This is a genomic window from Kitasatospora sp. NPDC057940, from assembly GCF_042887425.1.
Classification (GTDB): Bacteria; Actinomycetota; Actinomycetes; order Streptomycetales; family Streptomycetaceae; genus Kitasatospora.
Window position 1 is genome coordinate 12,241 of sequence record NZ_JBHVPH010000019.1, and the last position, 26,825, is coordinate 39,065.

Here is a 26,825-nt window from a genome sequence, read left to right on the forward strand (position 1 = left end):
GGGCGGGCGGTCATGGCGTGGACTGCTGGTCGGGCCGGGCGGGCTGGTCGGGTTGGCCGGGTTGGCCGGGTTGGCCGGGTTGGCCGGGTTGGCCGGGCTGGTCGGGGTGGTTCAGCTGGTCGCGCTGGTCGTAGCGCCAGAGCGCCGGGAGCGCGGCCGACAGGGCGGCGGTGCCGGCCAGGCAGAGCAGTCCGCCGGTGCGCAGCGCGACGCGGATGCCCTGCCGGGCGGCGAGGCCGCCGGCCCGCAGGTCCCCGAGGGCGGGGCCGGCGGAGCCGATCAGCATCTCCAGGCCGGCGGCGCGGCCCCGAAGTTCGTCCGGAATGGACTGGTTCCAGATCGCGCTGCGGAAGGTGTCGCCGATCTGGTTGGCGCCGCCCGCGACGAGCAGGCAGAGCAGGACGGCCCACAGGCCGGGGGCGATCGAGGCCGCGGCCGTCGCCGCGCCGACGAGGGCGGCGCAGAGCAGCACCGGCCGGCCGTGCCGGTGCACCCGCTCGGTCCAGCCGCCGGTGGCGGCCGCGAGCAGGCCGCCCGCCGCAGCGGCCGAGTAGAGCAGGCCGAGCGCCCACACCGCGTCCAACTCCTGGGCGAGGAAGGGGAACAGCGCGGTCGGCAGGGCGCAGACGGTGGCCGCGAGATCCGCCAGGTAGGTGCCCAGAAGGTCGGGGCGGCGGGCCGCGTACCGGGCGCCGTCGACGAACTCCCGCAGCCTCGGTGCCTCGGCGTCCCGCTGCGAGGGGACGGGCCGGACCCGGGTGAGCAGGGCGATCGAGACCAGGAAGGTGCCGAGGTCGACCAGGTAGGCGGCCGGGACGCCGGCCGTGGCGATCAGCACCCCGGCGGCGGCCGGGCCGGCCAGTCCGGCGATGCTCCAGCGCAGCGAGAGCAGGTTGCCCGCCGCGACCAGCTGGTCGGGCGGCACCAGCCGGGGGATCATCGCCTCCGCCGAGGGCTGCTGAAGGCCCTGCAGTGCCGCTGCCAGCCCGGCGGCCGCGTACAGCGGCCAGAGCGCGGGGGTGCCGAGCAGCGCGTTGGCGAGCAGCAGGGCGCTCAGTGCGGCGAGTGCGAGTTCGGTGACCAGGGCGACGGTTCGGCGGTCGGCACGGTCTGCGAGGACGCCGCCGTAGAGGCCGAACACGATGGTCGGCAGGAGTTCGACGGCGCCGACCGCGCCCACGGCCAGCGGTGAGCCGGTGAGGTCGGCGATCTGGAGCGGGATCGCCGTCATGGTGAGGACGGAGCCGAGCAGGGTGACGGTGCCGGCCGTCCAGGTGAGGCGGAAGTCGCGGGAGGACCGCCAGGGCGCGGTGTTCGGCAGCAGTCGGGACCTGGGGCGGTCCGTTCCTGAGGTCATGGGGTGGTGGTCCCTTCGGGCCGTCGATCGCGACGACTCTCCTTATCGCTGATAAATTCCAGCTCGGAACTTAGCGGCGATAAGGTGGAGTGGGCAAGCGGATAACGGAGAGGTGGCCGGCGGTGGCGCTGCAACGCGACGAGGTGGTGCGCACCGCGCTGCGCGTACTCGACGAGGAGGGCATCGACGGCCTGACCACCCGGCGGCTGGCCCGCGAACTCGGCGTCCAGTCACCCGCGTTGTACTGGCACTTCAAGAACAAGCGGGAACTGCTCGACCTGATGGCCGAGGCGATGCTCGCCGAGGCCCTCCCGGTCGACCGCAGCCCGGATCCCGAGCACTGGCCGGACTGGCTCGCCGCCGACGCCCGCGCCAAGCGCCACGCCCTGCTCGCCTACCGCGACGGCGCCCGGGTGCACGCCGGAACGCTGCCCACCGAGGACGAACTGCCCGCCGTCGAAGCCCAGTTGGATGCCCTCCGGCAGGCCGGCCTGCGGCCCCGCACCGCGCTGCGGCTGCTGCTCACCATCGACCGCTACATCATGGGCTGGGTCACCGAGGAACAGGCCTGGCGACAGGACGCCGCCGACCGCGCCCGGCCGCCCTTCCCGGACGAGGCCCTGCGCGACCTCCCGCTGCTGCGCGAGGCGGCCGACGTGCTGCGCATGACCGACCACGACGCCGACTTCGAGTACGGGCTGCGGGTCCTGATCGAGGGCTTCCGGGCCGAGATCGCGCGCGAGGCGCTCGGGACGGATGGGCTCGCGTGACCGGCAGGGCCACCCTTGATGTGGGCAGGTCGTCGGGCAGGCGGGCCCGGCAGGATCGGCCGGACAGGGCCTAGCGACGGTGGGCGTGCAGCGCCTCGCGCAGCCGCCCGCCGGAGGCGGCGAGCTGTCGGGCGGCGGTCGGCGCGTCCACGTCCGCGAGCAGGACCAGGATCGCGTCCTTGGCCCGGCCTCCGGTGGCGGCGAGCGCGCGGTGGACCGCCGCCTCGTCGGCGCCGGTGGCCTCCGTGACGATCCGGTGGGCCCGTGTGCGGAGCTTGGCGTTGGTGGCCCGGACGTCGACCATCAGATTGCCGTACGTCCGGCCGAGCCGGACCATGACGGCCGTCGACAGCATGTTGAGCACCAGCTTCTGCGCCGTGCCCGCCTTCAGCCTGGTCGAGCCCGCCAGTACCTCCGGGCCGACCTCCACCTCGATCCCCAGCTCGGCTGCCGCCACCAGCGCCGAGCCCCGGTTGCACGCCACCGCGACCGTTAGCGCCCCGGCCGCCCGTGCGGTCCGGACGGCCGCCACCGTGTACGGCGTGCGGCCGGAGGCGGAGACGCCCACCACGGTGTCGGCCGGGGTGAGCCGGAGCGCGGCCAGGCCGGCCGCCGCCAGCTCCGGGCGGTCCTCGGCGCCCTCGACGGCGCCGGTCACGGCGGTCCCGCCCCCCGCGATCAGGCCCACCACCAGGCCCGGATCGGTGCCGAAGGTCGGCGGGCACTCGGCGGCGTCCAGCACCCCGAGCCGCCCGGCGGACCCCGCCCCGGCGTAGACCAGCCGCCCGCCGGCCGCCATCCGTGCCGCCGTGGCGTCCACCGCGGCGGCGATCCGGACCAACTCCCCGGCCACCGCGGCGGGGACGGTGCGGTCCTCGGCGTTCATCAGGCGGAGCAGGTCGGTGGTCGGCAGCTGGTCGATCCCGGCCCAGTCGGAGCGGATCGTCTCGGTCGGCGGCAGGGCGTCCTGGTCCATGCGGCCAGCGTCCCCGGACATGGCGGTCGCCAATCGGCGCGCGGCCGCGCAGGGTGGCGGTCTCCGGGCCCTCGGACGTGGCGGAGCCATGGCGGACGCCGGGCCGGGTGCGGTGGGAGCGGCCGGTGTACTCGTGATGCCCTCCACGTGCGGAGCGGGTGCTCAGCCCGTCAAAGGGCGTCGCCGTTGCCGCCGTCGAGGTGACGGGCGATGCGGGCGATGGCGGGTGCGTTGTCCTCGAACAGGTGGGCCTGCATGCCCACGGCCCGGGCGGCTTCGACGTTGGGCGCGTGGTCGTCGACGAAGAGGCAGTCGGCCGGGCTGACGCCCAGGGCGGCGCAGGTGATCTCGTAGGCACGCGGGTCGGGCTTGCCGGTCCCGATCTCGTGCGAGTAGACGATGTGTTCCACCAGCTCGTCGAACCGGTAGAGCGGGACCTCGCGTTCGCGGGCGCCGACGAAGCTGTTGCTGAGGATGCCGAGCCGGGCCCGCCCGCGCAGTCCGCGCACGTGGGCGATGAGCTCCTCGTTCGGCGTGCCCAGGTACTCCTCCCAGAGGTCGGCCATGAAGGCCTCGACCTGGGCCGGGCCCAGGTGCAACCGGGCGGCGACCTGCTCGCGCACCTCCGGTTCGGTGATGCCGCCGATCGCGCCGGCCTGCCAGACGTCCCGCAGCCGCTCGTCGATCGCGTGCGGCGGCAGCTCCAACCGGCGCTCCCAGCGCTCCGGCCAGCCCGTCCTCGGCGTGTACTCCAGGACGCCGCCGATGTCGAGGATGAGGCAGGGTGCGTTCACGGGTGGTCCCCTCTCCGCTGCGGCCGCCGTGGCGCGGCCCGCCCCTGCCACTTTCGCGGGTGCGGGTGGGCCCGGGTCAAGGGGGCGGTGAGTCCTCGGCGGTTCCGGGGAGCGCGCGCGGCGGCCGCGTCCGGCGGCAGGGCGTGCTGTCGGCCCGTCAGGCCATCCAGAAGAAGACGGCCGTCATCCGACGTTCCGGCAGCTCGGCGCCGTAGTAGGAGGTCGCGCTGTGCATGAGGTTGGCGTGGTAGAGGAGCAGTTGGTTGTAGCGGTTGGGGACGCGGACGTCCTCGGTGAAGTGGTCGGCGGGCACGTGGCGGGTGCCGAGCGCCTCGACCAGGTTGTTGTGCGGCGCGTTGACGAGGTTCCCGCCGAGGCGTCCGCCGGGGAACTGCTGGCGGTAGAAGCTGGTGCCGGCGTCCTTCGGCGCGCCCGGGCTGAGGTAGAGCACGGCGGCGTAGCGGCACAGCGCGCGGGAGTCTGTGTGCGGGCGGGACTCCGACTCCCCGGCGCCGACGACCTGGACGCAGTTGTGGTTGAGCGTGCCGCCGCCCGGGGTGCTCTGCACCCAGAGCCGGGAAGCGCCGGTGGCCTTGCGGACCAGGGCCTCCACCCGGGCCAGCTCGTCGGGCTCCAGTCCGGGCATGGTGCGCAGGCCCGGCCAGGTCTCGGGGCGGTACGGGTAGCCTTCGGTCCAGTCGCCGCGGGCCAGACAGCGCTCGCGGACGGCGTCCGGGTCGGGGAGGACGTTGTCCAGGACCCAGTAGTCCCGGCCTCGGGTGGGCTTGCGGTAGGGCAGGACCGGCAGGGTGGTGGGCCTGATGGGCTGTGAGGGCATGGGCCGACGATAGGGGCGGCGGTCGTCAACCTTCTGCCGTGAGCAGGTCAACCTTTCGTCAAGGGCTCTCCATTGGGCGGGCGCCTCGCGCCGCAGGTCAGGAGCCCGGCCGGACGGCGAAGGTGCCCAGGGCGCCCTCCAGTCGGTCGAAGGCCCGGACGGCCGAGGGGCGCACCGCCGCCGTGATGGCGGCGGCCTCGTCGCCGGCCAGCAGCCGGCGGAACACTTCGGTGAACACCGTGCGGTCGACGGCGGCGAGCAGCCCGGCGGCCACCCGGCTCTCGAAGTCGACCGGCGGGCCGGCCGCTGTGCTGACCGGCGTTTCGGGTGATGCGTCGGGCGGAGTGCCGGTTGTCGTGGGGCGGGTGGCCTCGGCCAGGGCCCCGGCCAGGGCGGCCTCGCTCTGCTCGTGCAGCTCGCGGATCCGGGCGACCAGGGCGGGGCTGTCGGCGACGGTGCGGGCGAACGCCGGGCCGGAGAAGCCGAGCCGTGGATCGTGCCGGTCGAGGCCGGCCAGGCAGTCGCGGCGCAGCGCGGCGAGGGCGGACTCGCCGGGCGCACGCTCGGCGACCGCCCTGGCGAGCCGGCCGACGATCTCCTCGTGCAGGTCGAGGAGGAGGTCCTCCTTGCGCGGGAAGTGGTTGGTGACGGTCATCTTGGCGACCCCGGCGGCCGTGGCGACCTCGGCGATGGTGGTGCGGTCGAAGCCCTGGTCGATGAAGAGCCTGGTCGCGGCGTGCGAGATCGCCTCGCGGGTACGACGCTTGTTGAGCTCGCGCAGGGTCGGGGTGGCCCCGGGCCCCGGCGTGGGCCCCGGCGTGGGTTCGGTCACGGGTTCCGTCACGGTTTCCGGCGTGGGTTCCGTCATGGGGGCAGCGTAGCGCAGTTCGCTGGGTCGGACCCAGAAATTAGGCTTGACCTAATCGCTGGGTTCGTCCTAAGTTTCTTCCGGGCGGTCGGAGCGGCCGCTGGACGGACGACCAGGGGAGGGCGCATGACCACATCGGCCACGTACGGAGGCGCCGTGTTCACCCACCGCGCCGGGCGGCTCCGTCTGCTCAGCGTCCACGCCCACCCCGACGACGAGTCCAGCAAGGGCGCTGCCACCCTCGCGCGGTACGCGGCCGAGGGGGTGGACGTCCTGGTCGCGACCTGTACCGGCGGCGAGCGCGGCTCGGTGCTCAACCCGGCGATGGACCGCCCCGAGGTCCGGGTGGACCTCGCCCGGATCCGGAGCGAGGAGATGGCGGTCGCCCGGGGCATCCTCGGCGTGCGCCAGCAGTTCCTCGGCTTCGTGGACTCGGGGATGCCGGGCCCGGGCGAACCGCTGCCGGCGGGCTGCTTCGCCGCCCAGCCCGTGGCGGCCGCGGCGGCGCCGCTGGTCGCCCTGATCCGGGAGTTCCGTCCGCACGTGGTGGTCACCTACGACGAGACCGGGGGGTATCCGCACCCCGACCACGTGATGACCCACCAGGTCACGGTCGAGGCCTTCGAGGCCGCCGCCGACCCGGGCCGCCACCCCGAGGTGGGGGAACCCTGGCAGGCGGCGAAGCTCTACTACCACCTGGCGCTCTCCAGAGCCTGGTTCCAGACCCTGCACGACGCGATGACGGAGCGGGGCGTCCCCTCGGACATGGGCGCACTGCTCGCGGACTGGCCGGACACCCCGCCCGCCCTCGCCACCACCACCCGGATCGCGTGCGCCGAGCAGTTCGCCGTACGGGACGCGGCACTGCTGGCGCACGCCACCCAGATCGAGCCCGGGGTCGCGTTCATGGCCCACCCGCGGGACATCGAGCGCGAGGTCTGGCCGACGGAGGACTACCACCTCGCCCGGAGCCTGGTGCCGGACGAGGGCGAGGGGGAGGACGAGGGCGAGGGGCCCGAGACCGACCTGTTCGCCGGGCTGCGCGCAGGAGGGGCGGGGCTGCGCCAAGGAGAGGGGGACGGATGAGCCGGAGGTCGGGTTTCGCCCGCTCAGCACTGGCCGTCGGCGAGCACGAAGTAGCCCGGGCCGGTCTGCTTCAGGGTGTGCGTCACGAAGGTGTTCCAGAGGCCCATGCTCTGGCCCGAGCCGAGCGCGTAGGTCAGGCCGCCGCTCTGGGTGGCCCGCCCGGCCCGGACCTGGTTGTAGTTGCTGTCGGTGAAGCACTGCGCGGCGCCGCCGCCGGTGGTCGCCGTCACCGCCGCCGATCGGGTGCCCACGGCGCCCGACGGGTCGACCGCCGCCACGGTGTAGCCGTACGACGTGCCGGGGGCGAGCCCGGTGTCGGTGAAGGACGGGCCGGTGGCACTGCCCGCCATCGCGCCGTTCCGGTAGACCTGGTAGGAGGCGGCCCCGCTGACGGCCTGCCAGGCGAGGGCGATCGAGCCCTGGCCCGTCGGCGTCGCGGTCAGCCCGGTCGGGGCGGGCAGACCGGGGTTGGTGGGCCCCGTGCCGCCGTCGAGGCCCCAGAACTGCGCGGTGTAGTAGCTGGAGCAGATCGTGTTGAGGAAGTAGCTGCCGGTGGCCCCGCACTGGTCGGCTGCGGAGCCGGGGTTGACGGCCAGGCCGTGGCCCATCCCGGCGACGGTGAACAGCGCCACGGCGGGCCGCCCGCCCGTGTCGGCGTAGACCTCCTCGGTGGTGCCGCCCGGCAGGCTCCGGGTGCTGGTCGGGCGCTGGCCGACACCCTGGACGTCGGTCCACTGGTCGCGCAGCTCCGTCGCGTTCACCGGCCTGACCACGGTGTCCGCGCTGCCCTGCCAGATCGCCACCCGGGGCCAGGGCCCGGCGTAGCCCGGGTACGCGGCCCGGACCTTGTCGCCCCACTGGGCCGGGGTGAGCCCCTGGTCGGAGTTCTGGCAGCCGGAGGCGGCGCCCTGGGTGGTCGCGCACTGGGCCGGGAGGCCGGAGTCGATCGCCCCGCCGGCGAACACGTCCGGGTAGTCGGCCAGCAGGTCGGAGGCCATCCCGCCGCCGGCCGACAGCCCGGTGACGAACACCCGCCGGTCGTCCGAGCCGTACAGAGCCTTGGCCTTGGTGACCATCTCGACCACCGACTCGGCCTCGCCGACGCCCCGGGAGTCCTTGGTCGCGTCGAACCAGCTGAAGCAGGAGAGGCTGTTGTTGGCACTGCTGGTCTGCGGGAAGACGACCGCGAAGCCGTACCGGTCGGCGAAGGTCGTCCAACCGGAGTTGCGGTAGTAGTCGTTGGCGGTCTGCAGGCAGCCGTGCAGTGCGACCACCAGCGGCGCGCCACTCGGCAGTCCGGCGGGGGTGTAGGAGTACATCGCGAGGTTTCCCGGATTGGCGCCGAATCCGGTGACCTGCTGGAAGGTCCCGCTCACGGTGTCGGCCGTGGCCGGAGCCACAGTCGGTGCGGGTGCGGGTGCGGGTGCGGGTGCGGGTGCGGGTACGGGTACGGGTGCGGCGGTGCCGATCGCGAGCGCGGCGGCCGTCAGCAACGCGGCGGCGGCAGGACGGAGGGGCATGGGGGCTCCTGGGTGGGGGAGGAGTGGGGGCGGTTGCCGTGCAGCGTGGCGCGCCCCGCGCCCCGGTGCCATGTGACGGCCACCCGAGGTCCACCGCGCCGCCATGGCGTGGACCGCCATGGTCCGATGCCGGGGGCCGCGCGCCGGCCGTACGCCGGAAGGCACTTGAGGGGCGTGCGCGAACAGGGCAGGTTGATCCCATGACGACGAATGAGGCAGACCCCGGCGGCGCGACGTCCCCGGAGGGCCAGGAGCTCCTTGAAGGCCGGCAATCACTTGAAGGCCGACAGCCCCTGGAGGGCCAGGTGCCCCGGACCAGGACGCACACCTGGACGGCAGGGCCGCCGATCTCCGCCTTCCCGCACCTGAGCGGAGAGGAGATCCTGCACGAGATCCTCGCGGGCCGGATCCAGGAGCCCGCGATCTGCAGCACTCTGGGGTTCCACCTGACCGAGGTGAAGCCGGGTACGGCGGTGTTCGAGGGCGAACTCGGCGACCACCTCTACAACCCGATGAACACCGTGCACGGCGGCTACCTCGCCACCCTGCTCGACTCGGCGCTCGGTTGCGCGGTGCTGAGCCGGCTACCCGCCGGGATCGGCTATACCACCACGCAGTTGAACGTCCACATGCTGCGCCCACTGTTCGCCGACTCGGGGCTGTTGCGCTGCGAGGGGCTGGTGCTGCATCTGGGCCGGACGATGGCGACGGCCGAGGCGCGGGTGGTCGGGGTGGAGAACGGCAAGCTCTACGCGCACGCCACCACCACCTGCGCGATCCTGGCGCCCCGCCCGGCGGCCTGACGTGATGGCCAGACCGGTGGCCTGGTCGCAGGCCTGAGCTGAGGCCTGGGCTGAGGTTCGGCTGAAGGTGCGGCCGGGCCCCGGTCGCCACGGCGGCCAGGGCCCGGGGGCGGCTGCTGTTCAGCGGGCCCGGGCGGGTGGGCGGCCGCTTCGCGCGTGCTCCCGAGGTGCCACCACGCCGTGAGGGGAGGATGGGGCATGGACATCCGGCAGCTGGAATACTTCCTCGCGATCGTGGACCACGGGGGTTTCAACCGGGCCGCCGCAGCCCTCTACCTCTCGCAGCCCGCGCTGTCGCAGGCCGTGCAGGCGTTGGAACGGGACGTGGGCGGGAGCCTGTTCCACCGGATCGGCCGCCGGGCGGTGCTCACCGAGGCGGGGACGGCGCTGATCGAGCCGGCCAGGGTCGCCGTACGCAGTCTGGAGCTGGCCCGCGCCAGCGTGCTGGCCGTGCACGAGTTGCGGGACGGGCGACTGGACATCGCGGCGATGCCGTCCCAGGCGATCGAGCCGTTGACGACGATGATCCGGGCGTTCAGCCGCCGGTACCCCGGGGTGTCGGCGAACATCCGGGCCGCCTTCACCTCGCGCGACGTCATCGACATGGTGCGCACCGGAGCCGCCGAGTTGGGGCTGCTCGCCACGGAAGGGCCGCTCAGCGACAAGGAGGTGGTCTCCCATGACGTCGGGGAACAGCGCTTCGTCCTGGTCACCCCTCCGGGTGGACCGTTCCGCGAGGGTACGTCCGTCCAGTGTGAGGAACTGGCCGGGCAGCGGTTGATCGTCGGGCAGCGGGGCACGGGGATGCGCGCGTACGTCGACGGCCTGCGCGAACGGGGCATCGGGTTCGCCATCGCGGCGGAGACCGAGCACCGGGTGGCGATCCTCCCTCTCGTGCTCGCGGGGGTCGGGCTCGCGGTGGTCACCGAGTCCTGGCGCACCGCGGCCGAACAGGCGGGCGCATTGGTCCTGGACATCGAGCCGAGGACGACCTTGCGGATCGTGCTCGTCGGTCGGCGCGCCGAACAGTCCCCGGCCGCGCGCGCCTTCGTGTCCTGCGCGCTCGATGCCGTCAAGCACTGATAAGGAGGCCTTATCAGGCAGATCGACAGAGCGTCTTGGACGGTGCGGTGGCTCGATTGCTGCAATCGGCACATGACTCATCACCACATCGCCCTGATTCCCGGGGACGGAATCGGGGCCGAGGTCCTGCCCTCCGCCCGGCAGGTCCTGGAGGCGGTCGGTGCCCGCCACGGCATCGGCTTCTCCTACACCTCGTACGACTGGTCCTGCGAGCGCTACGTCCGTGAGGGCGCGATGATGCCGGTGGACGGCCTCGACCAGCTCCGCGACAAGGACGCGATCCTGCTCGGTGCGGTCGGCCACCCCGGTGTGCCGGATCACGTCTCGCTGTGGGGGCTGCTGATCCCGATCCGGCGCGGCTTCCGGCAGTACGTCAACCTGCGGCCGGTCCGGGTGTTCGAGGGCGTCGAGAGCCCGATGCGCGGCGCGGTGGCGGGCGAGGTGGAGCTCGTCGTCGTGCGCGAGAACGTGGAGGGCGAGTACAGCGAGATCGGCGGTCGGCTGAACCGGGGGTTCCCCGAGGAGATGGCCGTTCAGGAGGCGGTGTTCACCCGCGCAGGGGTGACCCGCGTCCTCGACTACGCCTTCGGGCTGGCTGCTCGGCGCGGCGGCAGGCTCACTTCGGCCACCAAGTCCAACGGCATCGTGCACACCCTGCCCTTCTGGGACGAGCTGGTCGCCGAGCGCGGCGCCGCCCACCCCGAGGTCGCCTGGGACCAGGAGCACATCGACGCGCTGGCCGCCAAGTTGGTCCTCGCACCGGCCCGCTTCGACGTGGTGGTCGCCTCCAACCTGTTCGGTGACATCCTCAGCGACCTGGCCGCAGCGGTGGCGGGCTCCATCGGCATCGCACCGGCCGCCAACCTCAACCTCGAGCGGGACTTCCCCTCCATGTTCGAGCCGGTCCACGGCTCCGCTCCCGACATCGCCGGTCGGAACGTCGCCAACCCCGTCGGCTCGATCTGGTCGGCGGCCATGATGCTCGACCACCTCGGCCATCCCGAGGCGGCCCGGGACGTCACCGACGCCATCGCCGCGGTCTTCGCCACGACCGACGAGCGCACCCCGGACCTGGGCGGCAGCGCCACGACCACCGAGTTCACGGAGAAACTCCTCGAACTGCTCTGACCGGCACACCCCCGGCCGGGGTTTCGGGCCGGGCGGGGGCGGCGGGCTGACGACGCCGCTCCGGCCTGCCCGCAGTGGGGCGCCGGTTCCACCCCGGTCGTAGGGCCGTCCCCGGTCGCTCGCCGCCGAGCCGCGCGCTGTCACCGGCTTCCGCGCTCGGAAGGTCACTCCCGCCTCCGGCTGCATCCAGGTTCCTCGACGAGGAGAAACGCCATGACAGCAACCGCGCCTCCCGGCAGCATCGCTTCCTCCGGCGCCCCGGTGTCCGAACCGTGGTACAGGCAGCTGTACTTCTGGGTGCTGACGGCCATCGGCTGCGGTGTCCTGACGGGTTGGCTCTGGCCGCGTACCGGCATCGCCCTGGAGCCGGTCGGCACCACCTTCGTGTCGGCCGTCAAGATGCTCATCACCCCGATCGTCTTCCTGACGATCGTGGCCGGCATCGGAGGCGTGGACAGCCTGCGCCGTGTCGGCAGGGTCGGCCTCAAGTCCCTCGTCTACTTCCAGGTCGGAACCCTGGTCGCCCTCGCCGTCGGACTCGTTGCCGTCAACCTGTTCCAGCCCGGCGGCGGAGTGCACGTCCACCCCGGCGACCTGCACCTCTCGGGGGACGCCGCCCGGTACGTCAAGGACGGCGCGCACCAGAGCTGGTGGGACTTCCTCACCGGCCTCGTGCCGTCCAGCGTCGTGGGGGCCTTCGCCGACGGCAACATCCTTCAGGTCATCTTCTTCGCGGTGCTCTTCGGTGTCGCCCTCAAATCCGTGGGAGCCGTTGGGGCGCCGATCGTCGAAGGCGTCAACCGGCTCAGTGCGGTCGTGTTCAAGGTCCTCCGCTACATCATGCTGGCCGCACCCGTCGGCGCCTTCGGTGCGATGGCCTTCACCGTCGGCAAGTACGGCATCTCCACCCTCACGGGCCTGGGGCGGCTCATCGGACTCTTCTACGGCACCTCGCTCTTCTTCGTCGTCGTCGTCCTCGGCGGCGTGCTGGCCCTGCTCAAGGTCAACGTGTTTCGGTTGCTGCACTACCTGCGCGAGGAATTCCTGATCGTCCTGGGCACCTCCTCCTCCGAGAGCGCGCTGCCCCGGTTGATGGCCAAGCTCGAAGGGCTGGGTGTACGCCGCGACATCGTCGGCCTGACCGTACCGACGGGCTACTCCTTCAACCTCGACGGCAGCTCCATCTACCTCTCCCTGGCCACCCTGTACATCGCGCAGGCGACCGACACCGAGCTCACCCTCACCCGGCAACTCGGCCTCCTCGCCGTCATGATCCTCACCTCCAAGGGATCCGGAGGAGTCACCGGCGCAGGGTTCATCGCCCTGGCCGCCACCCTCTCCACGGTCGGCACGGTACCTGCGGCCGGCGTCATGCTGATCTTCGGGATCGACAAGTTCATGTCGGAGTGCCGCGCGTTGACCAACCTCGCCGGCAACGGCGTCGCCACCCTCGTCGTCGCCCGCTGGGAGCGTGCCCTCGACGTCGCACGCGTCGACAGGGTCCTCCGCAGCGGGGTGCCCGAACCGGTGGAGGCCCCGGGCCGGTAGTGAGCGGCACCGGGGTCCTGTCGGCCGGGGGGTCGGGGGGATGCCGTTGGTCAGAGGGCCGCGAGCAGCCCGCAGAGCGCGAGGAGGCCGCAGATCCCGAAGTTGACCAGCTTGTGGGAGAGGAAGACGGCGGCGAACTCGCGGATCGTCGCGCTCGGCCAGTAGTACGCGGCGGTCGGCGAGCCGAACACCTGCCCGTTGACGCCGGTCTTCCGGGCGGTGAGCGCCGCCCGGAAGGCGTGGAAGTTGTTGGTGACCACGACACAGCGGTAGTCGGGCTTGGCCTGCTCCATGATGGCCTTGCTGAAGAGCAGGTTCTCCTCGGTGGTGCGGGAGCGGTCCTCGCGCTCGATGTGTTCGGCCGGGAAGCCGCGCCCGGTCAGGTAGTCGGCCATCGCGTGGGACTCCGGCAGCTTCTCGTCCGGGCCCTGGCCGCCGGAGGTGATCAGCACCGGCGGGTTGCCGCGCGCGGCCTGCTTGTCGTACACCTCCCGGCCCCGGTCGAGCCGGCTGGCCAGCAGCGGCGGGACGCGCTCGCCGCCGATCAGGCCGGAGCCGAGGACGACCACGAAGTCCACGTTCCGGCGCGGCCGGTGGCGGCCGTAGAGGAACGCGTAGCCGACGAAGCAGACGAACAGGAAGGAGATGTAGCCGACCACCAGGACGGCGGTGCCGGCCAGGACGCCCAGCCGGGGTGAGCGGGTGGCCAGAGCGGCGAGCAGCAGCGCGATGACGGCGAGGATGCCCAGCCCGGCGAGGAGGGACAGCAGGTTGGCGGGCCGTCTGCCCTCCTTGCGGATCATGGTCAGGCCGTTGGCGATCAGGAACCAGACCAGGGCCGCCGTGCCGAGGGCGGGCAGCAGGATGATCGCCACCGCCGCCAGTTCCATCACCAGCGTGGGCGCCTTGCGCAGCTCGGTGAGCAGGGCGAGGGCGAGCAGGGAGACGGCGATGCCGAGCAGGACGGCATTGCTGAACTGGCGGCGGTCGCGTAGTACCCCGATTCCGAACAACAGGAAGAACAGGGCTGCTGGGACATAGGCGATCATGCTTCGTATCGTAGGCGGAGGCCGTTCGCGCGAACCGGCTGTCCGCGCGAACCGGTCGTCCGCTCGAACCGTCCGCCCGTGGACGAACCGGCCGGACGAACCGGCCGGACGAACCGGCCGGGCGGGCTGGACGAGCGGACCGGCCGGGCGGACCGGTCAGGCGAACCGCTCGATCGCGGCGAGGACCGCCGCCGTCATCGCCGGACTCCCGGTGTGCCCGGACTCGTCGATGACGGTCAGTTGGGCCTCCGGCCATGCCTGGACCAGCCGCCACGCGGTGTCCAGCGGCGAGCCGAGGTCCAGTCGGCCGTGGATCAGCTCGCCCGGGATGCCGGCCAGCCGCCCGGCGTCGCGCAGCAGTTGGCCGTCGGCCAGGAACGCGTGGTGCGCGAAGTAGTGCGCGGTGATCCGGGTGAACGCCATCAGCGCGTCGGTGGGGCGGTCGCTGTAGGCGTTCGGCTTGCCCAGCGCCTCGTGCGCGATGACGGCGTCCTCCCAGGTGGCCCAGGCGTTCGCGGCGGCCCGCCGGACGGTCTCGTCCTGGCTGTTGAGCAGCCGGCTGTAGGCGGCCACCAGGTCGCCGTCGCGGTCGGCGGCCGGCAGGAAGTTCCGGAACTCCTCCCACGGGCCGGGCAGGAAGCGGGCGACGCCCCGGTAGAGCCAGTCGGTCTCCTCGGGGCGGGTCGTGGTGACGCCGCAGAGCACGATCTCGGAGACCCGCTCGGGGTGGGCCTGGGCATAGGCGAGGATCAGCGTCGAGCCCCAGGAGCCGCCGTACAGCAGCCACTTCTCGATGCCGAGGTGTTCGCGCAGCCGCTCCATGTCCGCGATCAGCCGCTCGGTGGTGTTGTGCTCCAGCCCGGTCGTCGGGTCGGCGGCGTGCGGCAGGCTCTGTCCGCAGCCGCGCTGGTCGAACTGGACCACGTGGTACCGCTCGGGGTCGAAGTACCGCCGGGTGCCCGGCCGGTGGCCGGAGCCGGGCCCGCCGTGCACGATCGCGGCGGGTTTGCCCGCCGGGTTGCCGGACGCGTTCCAGTGCATCCGCTGACCGTCTCCGACGTCCAGCAGGCCTTGTGCGTAGGGCTCGTGGTGGGGGTGCAGTTCGGGCATCGCGGAACTCCTCCGTGGACGTGCGGCCGGACAGACCCTAGCGGGCGCGGGCAGGCCGGGCCGCGGATTTTCGGCGGGCCCGGGGCAGGGGAGCGGCCGGCCGGGCCCGCCGTGGTGGGGTCAGCGCTGCTCGGCGGGCAGCAGGGTCGCGAGCCCGTCGAGGACGCGTTGCACGCAGAACTCGAAGCGGGTGTCCATGTCGGGTTCGGTGAGGTCGTCGGCCAGGGCGACGAGGTTGGGGAAGGTGTCGACGGGCAGGGCGCGGAAGCGGTCGCCGGTGGCGTCGGCGATGTCCCGGCGGCTGGTGCCGAGGACTTCGGCGGCCGAGATCGGGGACTGTTCCTGGAGGACGAACCCCTGGACGAAGGCGCCCAGCAGGTAGGTGGCCATGGCGGCGTCGGCGTCGGAGAAGCCGGCCGCGCGGAGCCGGTCGAGCTGGTCCTCCATCAGGCCGAGCAGGTGGGGACCGGGGGAGAGGCGGCCCGAGACGACCTTGGCGGCGTCGCGCTTGTCGAGCAGCAGTCGGCGGTAGCGCCAGCAGTAGGCGTGGAACTGCTCGCGCCACCCGCCCTCGCGCGGCGGGGGTTCGGCCGAGGCCATCACCGCGTCGGTGAGCAGGTCGAGCAGTTCCTGCTTGTTGCGGACGTGCCAGTACAGCGAGGCCGCCTTGACGCCGACCTCGGCGGCGACCTTGCGCATCGACAGCCCGTCGAGGCCGTCCCGTTCCAGTACCCGCAGTGCGGCCTGGGTCAGCGCGTCCCTGGTCAGCGGCGGTGTCTTGTCGTCGTTCTCCGGCATGGCTGTGCGGTCGCCTCCAGCGGTCTCATCCGGTCGCGAGTCCCGTGGCGACTGTCCGTGGCCAGTGCCCTTCGCGAGATCCCGCTTGCAATCTAACACCGTTAGGGGCACTCTGTGCGTGCCGCACCATTCCCTAACGCCGTTAGGGGCCAGGAATCGGGAGGGTTCCCATGCAGGAGTCGAGCACCCGGCGCAAACGGCTCGCGCTACTGACGCTCTGCGTCACCATGTTCATGTCCATGCTGGACAACGTCATCGTCAACAACGCCCTGCCCCGCATCGGCCAGGACCTGGACGCCGGGATCAGCGGCCTGCAATGGGTCGCAGAGGGCTACAGCCTCGTCTACGCCGGGTTCGTGCTGACCGGCGGCGCGCTCGGCGACCGGTACGGCCGCACCCGGATGTTCCGGCTCGGCCTCGCGCTGTTCACGGTCGGTTCCGCGCTCGCCGCGCTCGCCGGAACGATCGGCCTGCTGGTCGGCGCCCGGATGCTGCAAGGCGTCGGGGCCGCGCTGCTCACCCCGGGCAGTCTCGCCCTGCTGCGCCACGTCTTCACCGACGAGCGCGAGCGCGCCAAGGCGATCGGCCTCTGGTCCGGGGTCTCCGCGCTGGGTCTGTCGATCGGTCCGGTGGTCGGCGGGCCGATGGTCGAGCACCTCGGGTGGGCCAGCGTGTTCTGGATCAACGTGCCGATCGGCATGGCCGGACTGGTGCTCGCCGCCCGGGTGCTCCCGGACATCCCCCCGCGCGCCCGGCGGATCGACCTCGGCGGCCTCGTCCTCTCCGCCGCGGGCCTCGGCCTGCTGGTCTACGCGCTGATCGAGGGGCCGACCCGTGGCTGGACGGACACCCGGGTGCTCCTCTGCGGCGCCGCGGCGCTCGTGCTGCTGGCCGCCTTCCTGGTGCTCGAACTGCGGCTCGCCGAACCGATGCTGGAGCTGCGGCTGTTCCGCGACGGCGTCCTCGGCGGCGCGCTGCTCAGCGGCTTCATGGTCAGCTTCGGGATCTTCGGCGCGCTCTTCTTCCTGCCGCTGCTGATGCAGGGCCCGCTCGGCTGGTCCCCGTCCGACGCCGGCTACGCCGGGCTGCCGATGACCGCGATGATCGTCGTCGCCGCGCCGCTCTCCGGCCGGCTGACCTCGCGGTACGGGCCCCGGCTGCCGTTGGTGCTCGGTCTCGCACTGTGCGCGGCGGGCCTCGGCGGGCTGTCCCTCTACGGCGGGCACGCCCACTACGTCGAGTACCTGTGGACCCTGTTCGCGATGGGCCTCGGGATGGGGATGACCTTCACCCCGGTGTCGATCGCGGTGCTCCAGCGGGTCTCCCCGGCGCAGACCGGGATGGCCTCGGCGAGCATCAACACCCTGCGCGAGCTGGGCGGCGTCCTCGGGATCGCGGTGCTCGGCGCCGTGCTGACCAACCGGATGACCGGCAGCCTGACCGCCGCCCTGCACCGGCTCGGTGTGCCGCCGGACGCCGTCGGCTCGATCGCGGACGCGCCTGCCGGGGCGGGGCACGGCGGTGGCGGCGCGGCCGCCGCGCTGCCCGGCCCGGTCCGGGACGTGGTGGACGGGGCCTTCATCGAGGGCCTCCACCTGGCGGCGCGCTGCGGTGCGGCCGCGCTCGCCGTCACCGCCGTCCTGGTCGCCGTCCTGCTGGGCCGGGCCCGCCCGCTCGCCCAGGGCGGCACCGGCCTCCCGGAATCGGCCCCCGACTCCGCGTCGGACCCCGGCCCCGGCCCCGGCCCGGACTCCGACCTCGGACCGGACTCCGGCCCTGGCCCCGTCCTCGACCCGGACCCCGGCCCGGAGCCGCTGGCCGAGGCCCGGACGGTCCGACGGACCTGACCGGTCCGGCCGACCTGATCGGTCCGACCGGTCCGCCTGCCGACGCCACCCGACGCCGCGTCAGCGGATGCCCTCGACCGCCGCCTGCGCCGTGCGGGCCAGCTCCCGGCGCGCCCCCGCCCGGGTGGCCTGCGGCGCGGGCGGCGGAATCGGCGGCAGGAACGTCACGTCGGCGACCAGCCCGCGCACCGCGACCACCCGGGCGAGCGAGGTGAGCAGTCCGTCGTCGCCGACGAAGGCGGGCACGCTGGTCGGCCGTCCGTCCGCCAGCCGGTAGCGGATCGTCACCGGCTGGACGAAGGCGCCCGCCTCCACCGCCGCCTGGAACAGCGCGGGCCGGAAGCGGCCGCTCTCCCGCCCGCACCAGGTGGACCCCTCCGGGAAGACGATCACCGGCCGGCCGGCGCGCAGCACCTCGGCCACCGCCGCCACGGTGCCGGGCAGCGCGCGCAGCCGGTCGCGGTCCAGGAACACGGTGCCGCCCCAGGCGATCAGCGGCCCGAGCACCGGCCACCGGCGGACCTCGGTCTTGGCCAGTGAGCGGCCCGGGCGGCCCGCCGCGATCAGCGGTATGTCCAGCCAGGACACGTGGTTGGCCACCACGAGCGTCCCGCCGCCGAGCGCGCCGCCCGGCGTCCCGAGGTGAACGGTGACCCCGAGGGCGCGCAGCAGGACGCGCGCCCAGAGCCGGATCAGCCGCTCCCGGGTCCCGTACGGGAGGAGGCGCAGGGGCAGGCTGAGCAGCACGCCCGTCAGCACCGCCGCCAGGCAGGCCGCCAGCCGCAGCGCCCGCCGGGGGTGCGAGACGGCGGGCGCCGGGTCGGCCAGGCAGGTCTCGGGCCGGCAGGGGGCCGTCGGCAGCCAGACGCTCATGACGAGGCGCCGAGCGGCCGGGCGGGCAGTCCGGACAGGAAGTGCCGCAGGTAGCGCGGGTCGGTGCGCTCCAGCGACAGCAGCACGTACAGGTCGACGCAGTCGAAGTCCGGGTCGTACGCGGGCTCGCCGCAGACCCAGGCGCCGAGCCGCAGGTAGCCGCGGAGCAGGGCGGGCAGCGCGCCGCGCTCGGCGCGCGGCACGCCGGTGGCGTCCCAGCGGCGGCGCGGGGTGACCCGGTACTGCTCGGGCGCCAGGTACTTGGCGCTGACGGTGTCCCAGACCCGGGCCGCGGTGGCGCCGCCGTCGTCCAGGGGGATCGAGCAGCAGCCGCCGACCCAGGTGTTGCCGGTGTCGGCGAGGTACCGGGCGATGCCGCCCCACATCAGGTTGATGACGGCGCCGTTGCCCCGGTGGTCGGGGTGGATGCAGGAGCGGCCGAGTTCGACCAGGCCCGGGCGGACCGGGGCCAGGGCGGAGAGCTCGAACTCGCCGTCGGAGTAGAGCCGTCCGGCCCGCCGGGCGGCCTCGGGGCGCAGCAGCCGGTAGGTGCCGACGACGGCGCCGTGCTCGCCCTCGCGGACCAGGAGGTGGTCGCAGTACTCGTCGAAGGGGTCGACGTCCAGGCCGGCGACCGGGCTGTGCAGGACGGCGCCGAGCTCGGCGGCGAAGACCTGGTGGCGCAGCCGCTGGGCGGCGCGCACGTCGTCGGCGTCGCGGGCGAGGGAGACGGTGTAGGCGGCCGGGGCCGGGGCCGGGGCCTGGGTCCGGCGGGGGGCGGGGACGGCGGGGGCGTCGTGGGTGGGGGCTACTGCGGTCGGAGCGTACGTGGGGACGGTGGTCATGGCGGACCCTCCAGGGCAGCACGATCGGCGGCGCCCTGGATCGCCAGGGCACCGGCCCGGCCCGCAGGCGTTGGGCCTGCACGCGAACCGGTCCCCGTATATCTCTCCGAGCCGGTTGGCATCCATGTTGCGGTGCGGCGGAGCGCAGATGTGCAACTGCTGAATGGGACCACCCGTCGCCTCCCGGTCATCTGCCGGGCACCGGGCGCTCGCCCGCCGGGGGTGGACAGCCCGGGCGCCGGTGCGCCCGGGCCTGCCACCGTTCCCCGGGATTCCCCCGGAACTACCGTGGACGGGTGCGATGTTGCGTGCGACCGGCGTGCTCCGCCAGGGCGCGCCCCCGGCGGGGTCCGGACACGCCCTAGAAGGCCTGCCAGCCCTGCGGGTCGACGTCGCCCGGGATGACGGGCGCGGGGCCGTAGGGTTCGCGGGTGAGGACGAAGGAGCCGAGGTCCAGGTGGCTGACGGTGCCGTCGGCGGTCCGGACCACCCGCAGGGTCTCGCCCGCGTAGTAGTTGTCCAGCCCCGTCCAGGTGCCGTCCGGCTCGGCGCGGAAGCGGGAGCTGCGGGCTCCGCCGACGAGCGAGGTCAGTTCGAGGCCGCGGTCGGCCCGCAGCCGCAGGGCCTGCGCCGAAGTGCCCCAGTACCAGGGGCCGGTGAGGGCCAGCAGCTCCTCGTCGACCTCGGGCAGCGGGCGCCAGGGCTCGGGCAGCCGGGGCTCGTGCTCGGCGGTCAGCGTGATCAACTGGGTGGCCACCAGGGTGGTGCCGGCGCCGGTGGTGGCGTTGGACAGGGCGATCGCGGCCAGGCCGTCCTCGTCGCTGACCCACAGTGCGGCGGTGAAGCCGGGCATCGAGCCGGTGTGGCCGTACAGCACCCGGCCCTGGTGGCGGCGCAGTTGCAGGCCGAGGCCGTATCCGGAGGTCCAGGTCGTGTCGTCGGGGCCGGTGGCGGGCCGGCGCATCTCGGCGAGCGAGTCGGCGGCCAGCACCTTGTCGTCCCCGGCGGCGAGGAAGGCCGCCCAGCGGGCCAGGTCGGCGACGGTGGACCAGAGTTGGCCGGCCGGGCCCATCAGCCCGGTGTCGGTGAGCGGCTCCGGCAGCATGACGTCGGCCCACGGGTGGACGGCGAAGCCCCCGGCGTGCGGGTGCTCGGGCAGCAGGGTGGTGCGGTCCATGCCGAGCGGCGCCAGCACCTCGCGCCGCAGCACCTCGCCCCAGGGCTCGCCGCGCAGCCGCTCGACCAGTGCGCCGAGCAGCGCGTAGCCGGGGTTGGAGTAGTGGTGGAGGCGTCCGGCCGGGTGCTTGATCGCGGCGTCGGGCTCCAGCAGGTCGTCCAGTCCGGGGCGCAGGGAGCCGTCGGTCCGCTCCCACCAGGGCCCGGGCGTCTCGGCGGCGAGCCCGGCGGTGTGGGCGAGCAGTTGCGCGACGGTCGCGCCGTCGGCCGGGGTGCCGGGCAGGTGGCGGGCGAGCGGGTCGGCGAGGTCGAGCAGGCCCTCGTCGCGCAGCCGCAGCACGAGCACGGCGACGAAGGTCTTGGTGAGCGAGCCGATCCGGTACTGGACGTCGGGGGTCGGCGCGTGTCCGTCGATCATGCTGCGGGCGCCGCTCCAGACCAGCCGGCCGTCCCGGACCACGCCGGCGGCCAGGGAGGGCGTGCGCCCTTCGGCCTGGGCGACGGCGACCCGGTGCAGCAGGGCGCGGCGGGTGGTCGGCAGCAGTTCGTCGGACTGATCGGTCATCTGATCCTCTGAATCCTTCGGCGCGGTCCGGCGGGGGAGGCCCGTCGGCGTGGTCTGCCGCGAGGCCCGCCGGCGAGACCGCCGGCGGGGGCCGCCGGCCGGCACGGACGGGCGACAGACGCACCCAACCTAGCCAGGCCGCCCCGAAGGATCCACCCGTTATCTCCGCAAACGCCCCGCGCTGTCGTCCCCGCGATCGCCCCGCGAGCGTCCAGTGAACGCCCCGCGCTGTCGCCGTCGGGCCGGTCAGTCCGGCAGCGGCGGGAGTTCGGGCCGCTGCAGCCAGGCCTCGAAGACCGGCGCCAGCGGGGCGGTCGTGTACCGGGAGGCGTGCGCGAGCAGGTCGGCGGTGCCGACGACGCCGTGCCGGTGGACGCTCGTCCAGTCCCGCAGCATCGCGAAGAAGGCGTCCTCGCCCAGCGCCCGCCGCAGCGCGTGCACGGCGAGGCCGCCGCGCTGGTACAGCCGGTCGTCGAACATCAGCCTGCGGCCCGGGTCGGCGAGCCGGAGGTCCTGCGGGAGCCCGGCCAGCAGGCCGTGCGCCGCGGCGGCGTGGGTGGCCGCGGCCGGGCCGCCGGCGTGCTCGGACCACAGCCACTCTGCGTACTTGGCGAAGCCCTCGTTCAGCCAGATGTGCCGCCAGTCGGCGATCGTCACGCTGTTGCCGAACCACTGGTGCGCCAGCTCGTGGGCGATCAGCCGCTCGCGCTGCCAGCCGCCGCCGAGGTGGTTCGTCCCGAAGGTGGCGACGCCCTGCGCCTCCACGGGGACGTCCAGTTCCTCGTCCGCGACGACCACCGCGTACTCGCCGAACGGGTACGGCCCGAACACCTCGCCGAAGTACGTCATCATCTCCGGCTGCCGCCCGAAGTCCCGGGTGAACGCGGGGACCAGCCGCTCCGGGACGTAGCCGGTCTGCGGCACGGCCGGGCGGGCCGCCAGCGGGACCGGCCGGTAGTGGCCGATCGACACCGTCACCAGGTACGGCGAGGTCGGCGCGCTCTGCTCGTACACCCAGGTGGTGCTGGAGGCCCGGGTGGTGCGGGTCAGCAGCCGGCCGCTCGCCAGCACGGTGAACGGGGACGGCGTGGTGACCGCGATCTGGTACGTCGCCTTGTCGGCGGGCCGGTCGTTGCACGGGAACCAGGACGGCGCGCCGATCGGCTGGCTGGCGACCAGCGAACCGTCGGTCAGCTCCTCCCAGCCCAGCCCGCCCCACGGGCTGCGCACCGGGCGGGGGTTGCCGGTGTAGTGCACCTCGACGGTGAACGCCGCCCCCGCCGCCAGCGCCCTGGCCGGGCGGATCCGCAGCTTGCCGGCGCGGTGGGTGTAGCGGGCGGCCTTGCCGTCGACCAGCACCCGCCCGATCCGGAACTCGGCCAGGTCCAGCGCGAACTCGGCCAGCGCCGCGTCCGCCACGGCGCTCAGCCGGGCCGAGGCCGCCAGCCGGTTCGGCCCGGGCCGGTAGTCCAGCACGAGCTCGTAGCGGTGGACCCGGTAGCGGTGGTCGCCGCTGGCCGGGAAGTACGGGTCGGGGGCGCCGGCGGCCGCCGGGACGTGCTTGGGCTTCACGGGGGCGGGCACTTCCTGCGGGCCGGGACGGGTGGTCATGACGTGGGCTGCCACGCCTCGATGGGGTTGCCCAGCCACCGCGTGTCGGCGGGGACGGACTCGGCGCGCATCACCAGCGAGGCCGGGCCCAGCGTGCTGCGCGCGCCCACCGTGCTGCCGGGCAGCACGATGCCGCCCGGGCCCAGGGTGGCGCCCTCGCGGAGGACCACAGTATCCATCCGCATGATCCGGTCGTGGAAGAGGTGCGTCTGCACCACACAGCCCCGGTTGACGGTCACGCCGTCCCCGAGGGTGACCAGGTCCGCCTCCGGCAGCCAGTAGCTCTCGCACCAGACGCCGCGGCCGACCCGCGCGCCGAGCGCCCGCAGCCAGAGGTTCAGCACCGGCGTGCCCGGCACCGCGCCGACCAGCCACGGCACCGCCAGCACCTCGACGAAGGTGTCCGCGAGCTCGTTGCGCCACACGAAGCTGCTCCACAACGGGTGCTCCACCACCCGGAACCGGCCGACCAGCAGCCACTTCGCCGCCACCGCGACCACGCAGGCCACCGCGCCGGCGCCCAGCAGCACCAGGCCCGAGAGCAGCGCGGCCGCGCCCGCCGACCAGGAGACGGCCAGCCGGGACAGCACCGCGACGGTCAGCACGCCGAGCGCCCCCGAGGCGAGCACCGGCAGCAGCCGGGCCAGCTCGACCAGTCCGCGCGCCCAGAGCAGCCGGGCCGGCGGCTCGTAGGTCAGGCTCTGGTCGGCCTCGTCCGCCGCGCGCGGCAGCCGCATCGGCGGCATGCCCAGGTACGAGCCGCCCTTCTTGGCCTTCTCCGGCGTCGCCGACAGCACGCCCACCAGGCCCCGCTTGGGCACCGCCCGGCCCGGCGCGGTCATTCCCGAGTTCCCGAGGAACGCCCGCTCGCCGACCTTCGCCTCGCCGAGCCGCACCCAGCCGCCGCCCAGCTCGTACGGCGCGATCAGGGTGTCGTCGGCCAGGAACGCGCCGTCGCCGACGGTGGTCAGGCTGGGCAGCGCCAGCACCGTGGACACCTCCGCGCCCCGGCCGACTCTCATCCCGAGCGCCCGCAGCCACAGCGGCGTGACCAGCCCCGCGTACAGCGGGAACAGCACCTCCCGGGCCCCGTCCATCAGCTGGGTGACGGTCCACGCCTGCCAGCCGACCCGGCCGTGCAGCGGGTGCACCCCGGGGACCAGACCGCGGCTCAGCAACCGGACGGCGGCCACTAGCTGCGCCGCGTACACCGCGCCGTACGCCAGGGTGGCGGGCAGCAGGCCGAGCAGCGCGCCGCCGAGCGCCGCGCCGAGGTCGTCGCCCTGGTGGACGAAACCGGCGAGGACCGCGAGCCCGGCCAGCGCGGGCGCCACCGGGAGCAGGCCGAGCGCCGTGCCGCTGGCACCGTAGAGCGCGGCCCAGAAGACCCGGTGCGGCGGGCGCTCCTTGGGCCACGCCCGCTCGACGCGGCCCAGCTTGACGGCGGGCGCGCCGCCCCAGCGCTGGCCGGTCGGCACGTGCCCGGTGACGCTGGAGCCGGGCAGCACCTGGGCGCGCTTGCCGACCCGGGCGCCGGGCAGCAGGGTCGAGCGGGTGCCGACCACGGCGCCCGAGCCGACCTTGACCTGGCCCACCTCCAGCCGGTCGCCGTCCAGCCAGTAGCCGCACAGGTCCACCTCGGCCTCGACGGCGCAGCCCCGGCCCAGCTTCAGCATCCCGGTGACCGGCGGCAGCGAGTGCAGGTCCACCTCGGGCCCGACCTTGGCACCCAGCGCCCGGGCGTAGCGGACCAGCCAGGCGCCGGACAGTGCGGTGGCGCCGCTGAGCTCGGCGAGCCGCTCGGCGGTCCAGAGCCGCAGGTGGACGGCGCCGCCGCGTGGATGGCTGCCCGGGCGCAGGCCGCGCAGCAGCAGCCGGGCGCCGCCGGCCGCGATCGCCAGCCGGCCCGCCGGGCTGTACAGCGCCAGGGCGCCCGCGCCGACCGCCCACCAGGAGGCGGTGGGCGCCCACGGGTAGTCGCCGAGGTGGGAGAGCAGGTTGCCGGCCGCCAGCAGGGCGACCGTCCAGCGCAGGCCGACCACGGTGAACAGCGGGATCAGCAGGAGCAGCTGGAGCAGCTTGGCCCTGGTCGGCACCAGGGCGATGGTGCGGGCCTGGCCGCCCTGGGCGGCGGTGCGCTCCAGGTGCCGGGCGAGCTTGCGCAGCGTCGGGTGCTGGTAGACGTCCAGCACGGCGGCGTTCGGGTAGCGGGTGCGCAGCAGCGTGGTGAGCCGGGCGGCGGCCAGGCTGCCGCCGCCGATGCCGAAGAAGTCGTCGCGCGGGCCGCTCACCGTCACACCGAGGATCTCGGCCCACTGCTCGGCCAGCCAGGCCTCGGTGCCGTACAGCTGCTCGCTCGGCCCGGCGTTCTCCAGCTCGGGCAGCGGCCAGGGCAGGGCGGCCCGGTCGACCTTGCCGGAGGTGCGGGTGGGCAGGGTGTCGACCGGCGCGAGCAGCGGCACCAGGGCGGCCGGCAACTCGGCGCGCAGCTTCTCGACGGCCTGCTCGCGGTCGAAGCCGTCCTGGACGACCAGGTAGCCGACCAGCAGTTGGTTGCCGCCGCGTGCGGTGCGGACGGCGGCGGCCGCGCCCGCCACGGCGGGCAGGGCCTGGAGCGCCGCGTCGACCTCGCCGAGTTCGATCCGGCGCCCGCCGAGTTTGATCTGCTCGTCGGTGCGGCCGAGGAACAGCAGGCCGGCCGGGTCGGCCTGGACCAGGTCGCCGCTGCGGTAGGCGCGCTCCCAGCCGAGCGAGGCCAGCGGTGCGTACTTCTCGGCGTCCTTCTCCGGGTCGAGGTAGCGGGCCAGGCCGACCCCGCCGATCACTAGCTGGCCGGTGCCGCCGGCCGCGACCGGCTCGCCGGCCTCGTCGACCACGGCGAGGTCCCAGCCGTCCAGCGGCAGGCCGATCCGGACCGGGCCGTCGCCGGTCAGCAGCGCGGCGCAGGCGACCACGGTGGCCTCGGTGGGGCCGTAGGTGTTCCAGACCTCGCGGCCCTCGGTGACCAGCCGCTGCACCAGCTCCGGCGGGCAGGCCTCGCCGCCGAAGATCAGCAGCCGCACCTCGTTGAGCGCCTCGGCCGGCCAGAGCGCGGCCAGCGTCGGGACGGTGGAGACCACGGTGATCTCCTGCTCCGCCAGCCAGGGGCCGAGGTCGGCGCCGCTGCGCACCTGGGAGCGGGGGACGGGCACCAGGCAGGCGCCGTGGCGCCAGGCCAGCCACATCTCCTCGCAGGAGGCGTCGAAGGCCACCGACAGGCCGGCCATCACCCGGTCGCCGGGGCCGATCGGCTCGTCCTGGAGGAAGAGCGCCGCCTCGGCGTCGACGAAGGCGGCGGCGTTGCGGTGGGTGACGGCCACGCCCTTGGGGCGGCCGGTGGAACCGGAGGTGAAGATGATCCAGGCGTCGTCGGCCGGCGTGGGGCGGGGGCGGTGGTCCGCGGTCGTCTCGCCGGGGTGGGCCGCCGGGCGTTCGCGGCGGACGGTCAGCGCGCGGTCGGCGCCGAGTACCGCGGCGACGCCGGCCTCCCCGAAGACCAGCTGGGCGCGCTCGTCCGGGTCCTCGGCGTCGACCGGCACGTAGGCGGCGCCGGCGGCGAGCACGGCGAGGATCGAGACGTACAGGTCGTTGGTGCCCGAGGGGACCCGCACGCCCACCCGGTCGCCCGGGCCGATCCCGGCGGCGGCCAGCCTGCGGCGCAGCTGCTCGACCTCGGCGGCCAGGGCGCGGTAGCCGAGCACGGTGCGCCCGTCGTCCAGGGCCGGTTCGTCGGGGTGGGCGCGGACGGTGGCGTCCAGGACGTCGACCAGGGTGCGCGGCGCGGCGGCCGGACGGCCCGGGAAGAGGGCCTGCGGCGGTGGGGCCTGCGGCGGTGTGGCGTGGGGAGGCGTGGCTCGGGGTGGTGTGGCGGACTGCTCCGTGCTCGGTTCAGCTGTCATGGCAGCCCGTACGCTCCTCGTCCTCGCCCCGTTCCGACTGATGCCCGGCCCTTCGGGGCGGTGGGAGCACTCGCCTGACCGGGTGACCCCACTCCGGGGCCGGAGCGGACAACCCGACTGATGGTAGCCCCGGGTGCGAGGCGCCGTACGGCCCGCCACCTGGCTCAACTAGGCCGGAAATGGCCTGAGCTGACGTTGCGTCAGTCAACAACTGGGTGGGCGTGGCAGTCATGTGACTGGAT

At 74.2% G+C, this 26,825-nt stretch carries 21 protein-coding genes; 7 read left to right on the forward strand and 14 right to left on the reverse strand.

The genetic code is table 11. The annotated features are described in order from the left end of the window. Positions 1-10: 10 nt before the first annotated feature. Complete coding sequence (locus ACFVTF_RS25595; protein WP_387816815.1) at positions 11-1,357, reverse strand: MFS transporter; 1,347 nt, start codon at positions 1,355-1,357, stop codon at positions 11-13. Positions 1,358-1,479: 122 nt separating this feature from the next. On the opposite strand from ACFVTF_RS25595, the gene ACFVTF_RS25600 reads away from it, so the two are divergent. Next, a complete protein-coding gene (locus ACFVTF_RS25600) occupies positions 1,480-2,127 on the forward strand; it encodes a TetR/AcrR family transcriptional regulator C-terminal domain-containing protein (RefSeq protein ID WP_371515622.1) in 648 nt (215 codons plus the stop codon). Positions 2,128-2,197: 70 nt separating this feature from the next. On the opposite strand, the gene murQ is transcribed toward ACFVTF_RS25600, so the two are convergent. The 4 genes from murQ to ACFVTF_RS25620 form a co-directional block, all read right to left on the reverse strand. Continuing rightward, complete coding sequence (gene murQ, locus ACFVTF_RS25605; protein ID WP_387816817.1) at positions 2,198-3,103, reverse strand: N-acetylmuramic acid 6-phosphate etherase; 906 nt, start codon at positions 3,101-3,103, stop codon at positions 2,198-2,200. A gap of 170 nt (positions 3,104-3,273) precedes the next feature. Then, entirely contained in the window at positions 3,274-3,897 is a 624-nt protein-coding gene (locus ACFVTF_RS25610) for an HAD family hydrolase (protein ID WP_371515620.1), read from the reverse strand. Positions 3,898-4,054: 157 nt separating this feature from the next. Then, positions 4,055-4,735 carry a DUF6445 family protein gene (locus ACFVTF_RS25615; RefSeq protein WP_371515619.1) on the reverse strand — a complete coding sequence of 227 codons (681 nt, stop codon included), beginning with the start codon at positions 4,733-4,735 and terminating at the stop codon, positions 4,055-4,057. Positions 4,736-4,832: 97 nt separating this feature from the next. After that, positions 4,833-5,603 (reverse strand): TetR/AcrR family transcriptional regulator, encoded by a 771-nt coding sequence (locus tag ACFVTF_RS25620; protein WP_387816818.1) that lies wholly within the window; start codon positions 5,601-5,603, stop codon positions 4,833-4,835. Positions 5,604-5,729: 126 nt separating this feature from the next. On the opposite strand from ACFVTF_RS25620, the gene mca reads away from it, so the two are divergent. Next, the gene (mca, locus tag ACFVTF_RS25625; RefSeq protein WP_387816819.1) at positions 5,730-6,689 is read left to right on the forward strand and encodes a mycothiol conjugate amidase Mca; all 960 of its coding nucleotides are present in this window, start codon (positions 5,730-5,732) and stop codon (positions 6,687-6,689) included. A gap of 23 nt (positions 6,690-6,712) precedes the next feature. On the opposite strand, the gene ACFVTF_RS25630 is transcribed toward mca, so the two are convergent. Continuing rightward, positions 6,713-8,209 carry a PHB depolymerase family esterase gene (locus ACFVTF_RS25630; RefSeq protein ID WP_387816820.1) on the reverse strand — a complete coding sequence of 499 codons (1,497 nt, stop codon included), beginning with the start codon at positions 8,207-8,209 and terminating at the stop codon, positions 6,713-6,715. A 305-nt stretch (positions 8,210-8,514) separates the two neighbouring features. Here ACFVTF_RS25630 and ACFVTF_RS25635 point away from each other — a divergent pair, with 305 nt between their 5' ends. The 4 genes from ACFVTF_RS25635 to dctA all read left to right on the forward strand — a co-directional run bounded on the left by ACFVTF_RS25635 (position 8,515) and on the right by dctA (position 12,771). Continuing rightward, positions 8,515-9,012: a PaaI family thioesterase gene (locus ACFVTF_RS25635; RefSeq protein ID WP_387816821.1), complete on the forward strand. Its 498-nt coding sequence runs from the start codon at positions 8,515-8,517 to the stop codon at positions 9,010-9,012. A 198-nt stretch (positions 9,013-9,210) separates the two neighbouring features. Further along, the gene (locus tag ACFVTF_RS25640) at positions 9,211-10,095 is read left to right on the forward strand and encodes a LysR family transcriptional regulator (RefSeq protein ID WP_387816822.1); all 885 of its coding nucleotides are present in this window, start codon (positions 9,211-9,213) and stop codon (positions 10,093-10,095) included. Positions 10,096-10,167: 72 nt separating this feature from the next. After that, the gene (locus ACFVTF_RS25645; protein ID WP_387816823.1) at positions 10,168-11,223 is read left to right on the forward strand and encodes a tartrate dehydrogenase; all 1,056 of its coding nucleotides are present in this window, start codon (positions 10,168-10,170) and stop codon (positions 11,221-11,223) included. A gap of 213 nt (positions 11,224-11,436) precedes the next feature. Beyond that, positions 11,437-12,771, forward strand: coding sequence for a C4-dicarboxylate transporter DctA (gene dctA / locus ACFVTF_RS25650; RefSeq protein WP_387816824.1), 1,335 nt, complete (start codon positions 11,437-11,439; stop codon positions 12,769-12,771). Between the two features lie 50 nt (positions 12,772-12,821). On the opposite strand, the gene ACFVTF_RS25655 is transcribed toward dctA, so the two are convergent. The 3 genes from ACFVTF_RS25655 to ACFVTF_RS25665 all read right to left on the reverse strand — a co-directional run bounded on the left by ACFVTF_RS25655 (position 12,822) and on the right by ACFVTF_RS25665 (position 15,728). Next, entirely contained in the window at positions 12,822-13,820 is a 999-nt protein-coding gene (locus ACFVTF_RS25655) for a YdcF family protein (RefSeq protein ID WP_371515611.1), read from the reverse strand. 156 nt (positions 13,821-13,976) lie between these two features. Continuing rightward, on the reverse strand, positions 13,977-14,930 hold the full coding sequence (gene pip, locus ACFVTF_RS25660) for a prolyl aminopeptidase (protein WP_387816825.1): 954 nt from the start codon (positions 14,928-14,930) through the stop codon (positions 13,977-13,979). Between the two features lie 120 nt (positions 14,931-15,050). After that, positions 15,051-15,728 (reverse strand): TetR/AcrR family transcriptional regulator C-terminal domain-containing protein, encoded by a 678-nt coding sequence (locus ACFVTF_RS25665; RefSeq protein WP_371515610.1) that lies wholly within the window; start codon positions 15,726-15,728, stop codon positions 15,051-15,053. 170 nt (positions 15,729-15,898) lie between these two features. Between ACFVTF_RS25665 and ACFVTF_RS25670 the strand changes: the two genes are divergently transcribed. Next, positions 15,899-17,575, forward strand: a complete 1,677-nt coding sequence (locus tag ACFVTF_RS25670; protein ID WP_387816826.1) for a DHA2 family efflux MFS transporter permease subunit — start codon at positions 15,899-15,901, stop codon at positions 17,573-17,575. A gap of 60 nt (positions 17,576-17,635) precedes the next feature. On the opposite strand, the gene ACFVTF_RS25675 is transcribed toward ACFVTF_RS25670, so the two are convergent. From ACFVTF_RS25675 to ACFVTF_RS25695, 5 genes are all read right to left on the reverse strand, one after another. Continuing rightward, positions 17,636-18,448 (reverse strand): lysophospholipid acyltransferase family protein, encoded by an 813-nt coding sequence (locus ACFVTF_RS25675; RefSeq protein ID WP_371515608.1) that lies wholly within the window; start codon positions 18,446-18,448, stop codon positions 17,636-17,638. Beyond that, positions 18,445-19,293 carry a GNAT family N-acetyltransferase gene (locus ACFVTF_RS25680; protein WP_387816827.1) on the reverse strand — a complete coding sequence of 283 codons (849 nt, stop codon included), beginning with the start codon at positions 19,291-19,293 and terminating at the stop codon, positions 18,445-18,447. Before ACFVTF_RS25680 ends, ACFVTF_RS25675 begins: the two co-directional genes overlap by 4 nt. Before the next feature lie 361 nt (positions 19,294-19,654). Next, a complete protein-coding gene (locus ACFVTF_RS25685; RefSeq protein ID WP_387816828.1) occupies positions 19,655-21,034 on the reverse strand; it encodes a serine hydrolase domain-containing protein in 1,380 nt (459 codons plus the stop codon). A 246-nt stretch (positions 21,035-21,280) separates the two neighbouring features. After that, on the reverse strand, positions 21,281-22,645 hold the full coding sequence (locus tag ACFVTF_RS25690; RefSeq protein ID WP_387816829.1) for a M1 family metallopeptidase: 1,365 nt from the start codon (positions 22,643-22,645) through the stop codon (positions 21,281-21,283). After that, on the reverse strand, positions 22,642-26,583 hold the full coding sequence (locus ACFVTF_RS25695; protein WP_387816830.1) for a Pls/PosA family non-ribosomal peptide synthetase: 3,942 nt from the start codon (positions 26,581-26,583) through the stop codon (positions 22,642-22,644). Before ACFVTF_RS25695 ends, ACFVTF_RS25690 begins: the two co-directional genes overlap by 4 nt. Positions 26,584-26,825 lie beyond the last annotated feature (242 nt).

Bases quoted from the DNA above. Each gene is read 5' to 3' on its own strand.
- ACFVTF_RS25595 (WP_387816815.1), bottom strand. From the start codon at position 1,357: ATGACCTCAGGAACGGACCGCCCCAGGTCCCGACTGCTGCCGAACACC.
- murQ (WP_387816817.1), bottom strand. From the start codon at position 3,103: ATGGACCAGGACGCCCTGCCGCCGACCGAGACGATCCGCTCCGACTGG.
- ACFVTF_RS25615 (WP_371515619.1), bottom strand. From the start codon at position 4,735: ATGCCCTCACAGCCCATCAGGCCCACCACCCTGCCGGTCCTGCCCTAC.
- ACFVTF_RS25620 (WP_387816818.1), bottom strand. From the start codon at position 5,603: ATGACGGAACCCACGCCGGAAACCGTGACGGAACCCGTGACCGAACCC.
- mca (WP_387816819.1), top strand. From the start codon at position 5,730: ATGACCACATCGGCCACGTACGGAGGCGCCGTGTTCACCCACCGCGCC.
- ACFVTF_RS25630 (WP_387816820.1), bottom strand. From the start codon at position 8,209: ATGCCCCTCCGTCCTGCCGCCGCCGCGTTGCTGACGGCCGCCGCGCTC.
- ACFVTF_RS25640 (WP_387816822.1), top strand. From the start codon at position 9,211: ATGGACATCCGGCAGCTGGAATACTTCCTCGCGATCGTGGACCACGGG.
- ACFVTF_RS25645 (WP_387816823.1), top strand. From the start codon at position 10,168: ATGACTCATCACCACATCGCCCTGATTCCCGGGGACGGAATCGGGGCC.
- dctA (WP_387816824.1), top strand. From the start codon at position 11,437: ATGACAGCAACCGCGCCTCCCGGCAGCATCGCTTCCTCCGGCGCCCCG.
- ACFVTF_RS25655 (WP_371515611.1), bottom strand. From the start codon at position 13,820: ATGATCGCCTATGTCCCAGCAGCCCTGTTCTTCCTGTTGTTCGGAATC.
- pip (WP_387816825.1), bottom strand. From the start codon at position 14,930: ATGCCCGAACTGCACCCCCACCACGAGCCCTACGCACAAGGCCTGCTG.
- ACFVTF_RS25665 (WP_371515610.1), bottom strand. From the start codon at position 15,728: ATGCCGGAGAACGACGACAAGACACCGCCGCTGACCAGGGACGCGCTG.
- ACFVTF_RS25670 (WP_387816826.1), top strand. From the start codon at position 15,899: ATGCAGGAGTCGAGCACCCGGCGCAAACGGCTCGCGCTACTGACGCTC.
- ACFVTF_RS25675 (WP_371515608.1), bottom strand. From the start codon at position 18,448: ATGAGCGTCTGGCTGCCGACGGCCCCCTGCCGGCCCGAGACCTGCCTG.
- ACFVTF_RS25680 (WP_387816827.1), bottom strand. From the start codon at position 19,293: ATGACCACCGTCCCCACGTACGCTCCGACCGCAGTAGCCCCCACCCAC.
- ACFVTF_RS25685 (WP_387816828.1), bottom strand. From the start codon at position 21,034: ATGACCGATCAGTCCGACGAACTGCTGCCGACCACCCGCCGCGCCCTG.
- ACFVTF_RS25690 (WP_387816829.1), bottom strand. From the start codon at position 22,645: ATGACCACCCGTCCCGGCCCGCAGGAAGTGCCCGCCCCCGTGAAGCCC.
- ACFVTF_RS25695 (WP_387816830.1), bottom strand. From the start codon at position 26,583: ATGACAGCTGAACCGAGCACGGAGCAGTCCGCCACACCACCCCGAGCC.